This is a genomic window from Streptomyces sp. NPDC126510 (genome assembly GCF_040302345.1).
GTDB lineage: Bacteria > Actinomycetota > Actinomycetes > Streptomycetales > Streptomycetaceae > Streptomyces.
On the sequence record NZ_JBEORR010000018.1, the window covers coordinates 169868 to 176524 of the forward strand.

Annotated in this window: 5 protein-coding genes and 2 pseudogenes; 2 read left to right on the plus strand and 5 right to left on the minus strand. The window is 65.7% G+C overall.

The features are described from left to right. Nucleotides 1-101: 101 nt before the first annotated feature. The 3 genes from ABTX60_RS25415 to ABTX60_RS25425 all read right to left on the minus strand — a co-directional run bounded on the left by ABTX60_RS25415 (nt 102) and on the right by ABTX60_RS25425 (nt 3285). Nucleotides 102-1250, minus strand: coding sequence for a DUF8225 domain-containing protein (locus ABTX60_RS25415; protein ID WP_352099304.1), 1149 nt, complete (start codon nt 1248-1250; stop codon nt 102-104). A 92-nt stretch (nt 1251-1342) separates the two neighbouring features. Then, complete coding sequence (locus ABTX60_RS25420; protein WP_352099305.1) at nt 1343-2998, minus strand: hypothetical protein; 1656 nt, start codon at nt 2996-2998, stop codon at nt 1343-1345. Between the two features lie 92 nt (nt 2999-3090). Next, on the minus strand, nt 3091-3285 hold the full coding sequence (locus ABTX60_RS25425) for a hypothetical protein (RefSeq protein ID WP_352099306.1): 195 nt from the start codon (nt 3283-3285) through the stop codon (nt 3091-3093). 193 nt (nt 3286-3478) lie between these two features. Between ABTX60_RS25425 and ABTX60_RS25430 the strand changes: the two genes are divergently transcribed. Then, entirely contained in the window at nt 3479-3721 is a 243-nt protein-coding gene (locus ABTX60_RS25430; RefSeq protein ID WP_352099307.1) for a hypothetical protein, read from the plus strand. Between the two features lie 102 nt (nt 3722-3823). On the opposite strand, the gene ABTX60_RS25435 is transcribed toward ABTX60_RS25430, so the two are convergent. Continuing rightward, entirely contained in the window at nt 3824-5203 is a 1380-nt protein-coding gene (locus tag ABTX60_RS25435) for a peptidase S8 (protein WP_352099308.1), read from the minus strand. 600 nt (nt 5204-5803) lie between these two features. Between ABTX60_RS25435 and ABTX60_RS25440 the strand changes: the two are divergent. After that, nucleotides 5804-6445: pseudogene (locus ABTX60_RS25440) on the plus strand (ferritin-like domain-containing protein); the annotation flags it as partial. A 109-nt stretch (nt 6446-6554) separates the two neighbouring features. Here the strand turns inward: ABTX60_RS25440 and ABTX60_RS25445 are convergent. After that, nucleotides 6555-6657: pseudogene (locus ABTX60_RS25445) on the minus strand (succinate--CoA ligase subunit alpha); the annotation flags it as partial.

Genomic DNA, 6657 nt, shown 5'->3' on the forward strand with positions numbered 1-6657 from the left:
TCGGCCCTCGGAGCGGCAACGCGAGATGACGTCGTCACGGATGGTTCGTTCGGGTGGTCCACTCCCGAGGCGATCTGGTCCGGCCGAGGATTCGCACAGCCTCAGGTGACGCGGGAAGAGCGGTACGAGAGGGTGGGACGGGGATCCAGGAAGTGGCCGGAGGCGGAGAATGCGGCTGCGTTGAAGCCCTCTTCTCGCAATTCGACCGCCGGGAATTCCTTACAGGCGGTCTGCGGCTGGGCCGTGGACTCGCCGAACCGGCAGGCGACGCCGGTGAGCCTGATCGTGATGAAGTCCGCGATCTGCGATCCGAACTCGATGGGCCTTCCGCCGATGGTGATGTCCCCGACGGCAAAGCCCTTGTCCGCGGGCACCGCGTAGACGGCGCGGACACGATGCTCCGAGTCGCCTCTCAAGTACGTCCAGTATCCCTTGGGATCGGAGCCGTCCGGGGTCTCCCAGCCGTCCGTGGACAGGTCGTCGAAGTACAGGCCCACCGGGTCGGCGAGGGTGAGGTCGGCCTTCTGGCGCGCCAGGGCGTTGACTCCCGCCCCGATGTGCGGATCGCTGTTGCGCTCCGCGGCACCGTACTTGCTGCAGGCGATCAGCTCCTGCTCGGTGGTCAGTTCCTCGCCGTCGATGACGCGCCGGATGGTGGCCGCAGCGGCAAGTTCGATTTCCGCGCCCAAGGTGTTGTTCGGCTGAATCAGGTGCATGGCGCCGTGGCTCGTGGAGTTGTTCCACTTATTGCGCGGCTGGTATCGACCGCTGGACGAGAACAGATCCTCCTTGCGCACGTCCGGACTGATGAATTCTTGGTAGAGCTCAAGCGTCTTGTCCGGGTTCGTCTGCGCCAAGATCTCCCAGTACTCGGGGCCCTCACAGGTGAACGTCACCTCGTTGATCTTTCCTGAGTCGTCGCGGGAGACGCTCCACTCGCAGTACTCGTCCTGGACGTCACGGCTGGCGTCGGCGCGCTGCCATCGCTGGAGGTCCGAAATGGAGGTGATCTTGATGATGCGCGGGAACGCGGTCCATCGGACGGGGGCGTGCTGGAGGTCCGGGGCCGTGTCCGTCGTGGTCAGGTTGTAGAACTGCGGCCTTGGGCTGTCGTTCAGCACCTGGCCCGGATCGGGACCCTGAATGGCCTCGTCGACCGTGTCGGAGATGAACGTGTTCCAGGCCTTGCGGCCGAAGTCGTCCAGATCGTCGAGGTTGCCGGGAGGCCCGTAGGCTTCCAGTTTGGACATGGCGTTCTCCTTGTACGTGAGGGCGGAGCGGGAACCAAGTGGTCGGGCAGCGCCGCTGGAGGTGATGCCGGGGATACCGGTGAGGGGCAGCGTCAGGCCGGCTCCGCGACGGTGGCGTCCTCACGCATCGCCAGCGGTGGGGCGGCAGGGGGAATATTGGTGACCGGCAGGGTGAGTTCGAACTCGTTGAGCCTCATGCGGCGGAACTGCCGACGGCGCGACTCGGCCAGGCGGACTACGTCATCGAAGCCGGTTTCGGTGCGGACGCGCTCGGCGACCCCGCGCAGATAGGCGTCCACCCGTTGTCCGAACACGGTCCGCCAGGCGTCGTCGGGTACCTGCCAGTGCTCGGCGAAGCGGCCCTCGGGGCTCCCGGCGGGCAGGGAGCCCGCGGCGTCCAAGATGGCTTGTGCGACTTTGTCGCACAACTCCACCACCTTGGTCGGCGTGGTCGGCACGTACCGCATGAGGCGGCTGCGGGCAGGGCTGAAGACCGGGTTGGGGAAGTCCACCATCAGCGCACAGGCTGCGAACTTGGCCGGGACAAGCCCCTTGCGGACCATCTGCCGAACCACCTCGTTGTCCTCGTGGGCTGCCTCGGGCACCACGAAGGCGAAGAACGTGTCGCCCGGCTGCGAGAACCCGCTGAACGTCTCCTCGAGACGGAAGCCGAACCGGGTCAGGCTGGCCAGGTACCGGGCGGCCGGCGCTCTGGGCGGGGCAGCCTGTGTGGACAGGCGAAGGTCGTTGAACAGGACATCCTGGTTCAGCCAGAAACCCGTGGGCAGCGTCAGGTCGGGACTGTCCGCCGTGATGTTGCTGCTCTGTCTGTCGGTGCTGGCGAGGTTGACCGTGGTGCTGGTGAACAAATGGCGCAGCAGCCGATCGGGGTGGTCCACGAGGCCGTTCGCGGTGACAGCGGCCAGCCGGGCCGCTGTCCACCGGGTGATGAGGGATCTGACGGTCAGTTCCAGTTGCTGGGCTCCGATGACCTGCTGGAACAGCTGGTCATGGTGCAGCGGGTCATCCTCGGCGAGCCGGATCGTGGCCCGTTCGGACTGCCAGTTGATCCAGGGAATCCTCAGCTCCTTCATCACGGCGCTGCCGTTGACGTGGCTGTCGAAGCAGCCCTTGCCACGCGAGTCGGGTTCCAACGCGTCCCAGGAGTTCCCCGCCCAGACCCAGCTGGATTCGAACCGGGCATAGAAGTTGAAGACCCTCGCTTCGGGATCCCAACCCGCGACCTGAAGGAATCCCTCCCGGGGGTCGCCACCAGCCTGAGTACTGACCAGAAGGTCAACCTGGCTGCCGCCCACGGCGGCGGTGATCGCGAACCGCATGTCGCGCCGGCCGATGGCATCCGGCGGGATCTGCCCGGCCTCGCTGACCAGATACACCTTCCGTGAGGCGGCGGCCGTCGCGGGGAGTCGGGACAGCAGGTCCTGCACGGTGGTGGGAAATATGCCGGCGCGGAAGAACTCCACCGCCATCGGGTCGCCCAGCGACGCCAGTTCCTCAACGCTGACGAGCCGCGCCCGGTCATCCCTACCGCTGATCCTGCGGTACAGCCGACCCGGTTCCAGCGCGGTGGAGCCGGGTCCGCAGCCGTCGGCAGCGAGGTCATGGTCCAACGGGGGGAGGCCGGATGTCGCCTCCAGGGCACCCGCGTCGCGGGCAGCGCTGCCTTCCTCGACGGCAGCCGTTCTCGTCCAGGCGGTCGCACGCCGCAGCTGCGTGTGGTCGGGCATGGGCGCTCCGCTCCTGAGAAATGAGCTCTTGAACGTCTTCAAACAGCCCCGCCCACTGTTTCCAAGCGAATGCCGGGACTCGCTGGCGCGCCCTACAGGAAGTACATCAGCCAGATCTGCCCGTCCGGGCTGAAGGAGAATTCGACCTCTCCTGCTCCTTGTGCAGGCTCGAAATTGACAAAGTTGACGGCTTCATCCATCGTCGAGAAGGACAGCGCGTGCCAGGTTTTCACATCGGACCTGAGCGCATTCTTGAACGTCTTGGCGTCAGCAGTGGTGACGGTCATGGAACGTCCTTTCCAGGTGAGATCCGGCGGCTTCGATTATGAGTATCAGCCGTAACCATGGTCTTTGCGACTTCACTTCCTCCACATGGTCGACGATGGTTGCTCATTCCAAGAACACCCGAACAGGGCCTTTCCTACGGATCGCTTGGCTGACGAGCTGAAGACGGTTGCGAGCTGAGAGTAGGCGGTGGACATGTCGGTCCGTGTCATTGTCAAGCTCGCCCAGGACAGGGACTGGTCAGCTGTCGCCGATGGGCTGGAGGCGGTAGGAGCCGAGCGGGTGCAGGCTCCGCGTGAGTCGCTGCCCGACCGGGCGGTGGCGCTGTTTCCGGAGGAGATCGGCGTCTCGGAAGCCGTGGAGAGCGCTCGTGGCGTCGAGGGTGTCGCCGAGGCAGAGCCCGACGTGATGCGCCACTCCGACGGTCCGGGCATGTGAGGTGCGGCTCGGGGCGGGATCGGCAACCGGTTGAGGCTGCCCACCGAGGGCCCCGGCGCGTCGGCGGGCAGCTGAAGGTGGTGGTGGTTCCGGGGGCGGCCCTCAGACCAGGGCGAGCGCCGAATCGGCGTCGACGAGGCCGAACCCGAAATCGTGGTTGGGCACAGGGTCGTTGGGGCGCCGGCGCAAAGGCTTTGCGGTGGTGCGAAGGATCTGGCGGACGTCCCGGGCGCTCAACCCGGGGCCGAGAGAGAGCAGCAGAGCCGCGACTCCGGCCACGTGTGGGCAGGCCATCGAGGTACCGTCCGATGGGGAGAACGTGTCGTCCAGGAAGGTGCTCAGGATGTTGACCCCGGGCGCCGACACATCGATGTGTGGACCGGTGTTCGAGAAGGCCGCCTTGCGGTCCAGCGGGTCGGTGGCGCCCACGGCGATGACGTCGTCGAAGGCCGCCGGGAAGCTCTGCGTCCGCTGACCGTCGTTGCCCATCGCAGCCACGACGACCACGTCGTGGTTGATGGCGTGCGCGATGGCATCACGCTCGACCTCGGTCGCTTGAGAACCGCCGAGGCTGAGATTGAGAACCCGGGCACCATGGTCGACCGCCCATCGGATGCCTGCCGCGATGTCGGCCGCGCTGCCGGTGCCGCTGACGACGTTGTCTCTGAGCCGACGGATACGGGCGAGTACCCGTACCGGCATCAGACGGCACTCCCACGTCACACCGGTCAGTCCCTCACGGTTGTTGGAGCGGCAGGCGATGGTTCCGGCGACGTGTGTGCCGTGCCCGACCTCGTCCTGCGGGAAATCGTCGACTCCCAGGAAGTCGCCTTCGAAGACCCAGCCCGGCCTTGCGAACGGATCTGGTCCGAGATCGACGAAGTCCTTGCCCTGTTTCAGGAGCGGCGCCAGCTCGGGATGGTTCAGGTCGACTCCGGTGTCGATGATGGCGACGCTGACCGAGTCGCTGCCCCTGCTCCGTTCCCATGCCTCGGGACACTTGATCCTCTTCAGTCCCCATTGCTGTGCGAAGAGCGGGTCGTTGGGAATCACGGATGCCTGCTCGCGCCAGCGGTTGGGCTCGGCGACAGAGACCTCCTCCAGGGCGTCGAGGCGCTGGACGGCGTGGGAGACGTCCTGTGCGGGGTCGAAGCGAACTCGGTAGGCAGCACTGAATTCGGTCTGCTCCGCTACGGCCGCGATCCCCGCGGGTATGGGGGCGGGTGGTGGGTGCAATCGGGTCACGGACCGGACTCCGATGTCCGAGAGGACTTGGTCGAGCGGTTCGAGCCCCAGATGGGTGGCTGCGGCGAACGCCCCGCGCACGGGACCGGTCGGCACGGCTGCGGAGATCCCCTTCGCCGCGTCTGGTTGCACCTTGACGAGCACTTCGCCGGGTACCCGGTTGTCCTGATCCGGAGCGAAGACGCTTGAGCGCTCGTCGGGAGGTTCCGCATCCGGGTGCTGGTCTTTGTCGGGCATGGTGCCTCCTTCAAGGGAGAAAGCACTTGAAGTTGAGGTAGGCCCCTCTAACCACTATCACCCGATTGGGTCCATCGTGCACCCCAGTCACTGCTCGGCAGCAACTACCACGTCGGCGCGCTGAGATGGTGCTCATGTTGCCTGGACGGTACCCAAGGGAATGCATGGCCCACGAGACGGACGTATGCTGAATGCGGGCCGGGACACGCAGCGAAGCGGTCGGATCGCACTGGAAGTTGAACCTGGTAGAGCCTGCTCGAGGCGACTACGGATCAAATGCCACCCCGTTTCCCCATCATGCCGACCTGGCGGTGCGTACACCCGCCGGCCTGTGGCCCACTGGCTGGTTGAAGCGCAGGCCAGCCGTATAGGCATCGTCGGCGAACAGCCCAAGTGGGAGGACCCGTTCTTTCCGACCGTTGGTCTTTCGACGGGCCCGCCGACGTGGAACGCAGGGTGGCGCGGCGTTGAGAAGAACAACTGCCCCTGCAACGCGGCGAACCACGTTGCGAACGTCCGCGATGCCGGGCCGGGACGACGGGAACCCATATGACTGAGGTAGTCAACTATCGAAGCGACGCGATCGTCGAGCTCATGCACATGCCCGCCGAAGAGCACGACGAGCGATGGCTGCAACAGGCGCTGCAGCAGGCCATCATGCTGGAGCTGGCCACGCTTCCTCCCTACTTGTGCGGCCTCTGGTCGATCGAGGAATCGGACCAGAACTCGGGAGTCTTTCAAACGCTCCACGCGATCATCTTCGACGAGATGTCGCACATGGGCCTGGCCTGCAACATGCTCACCACCATTGGAGGGGAACCGCGCATCGCCGACGAAAGTGTCGTTCCGAAGTATCCGGGCCCGCTCCCCGGTGGCGTGCAGCCGGACTTGTCGGTTTCGCTCATGCCGTTGAGCAAGGCGTCGCTCGACATGTACTCCCGCATCGAGAGGCCTGACGACCCCGTGCTCGAGGACCTCGAAGTGCACACGTCCATCGGCGCCTTCTACGCGGCGATCCTCGAAGTCTTCCGCTCACAACCAGAGTTGATCAAGGGCACGCGGCAGCTCATCAAGAACATGTCGTCGTCCCACGGCGAGGGGAACGACATCGTCGCTCTCGACTCACTCGATGCTGTCGAGGCGGCAGTGAAGATCATCAAGGAGCAAGGTGAGGGCACTGCCGCGTCGCCGGACAACCCCTTCCCCGGCGAGACCGGAGAACTCGCCCACTTCTACTCGTTCCGGGAGGTCTTCCACGGACGTAGGCTGATCCGTGTGTCGGACGACCCGCCACGGTTCGACTTCCAGGGTGACGAGATTCCCCTGCCCCGGACCTTCCCCATGGGCACGGTTCCGGCGCGGCCTCGAACGCGGCCAGCGCGTCGATGTGCGTGGTGCCGATGACCGGGTCGCCACCGATGCCGACCGCGGAGGAGAAGCCGATGTCGCGCAGC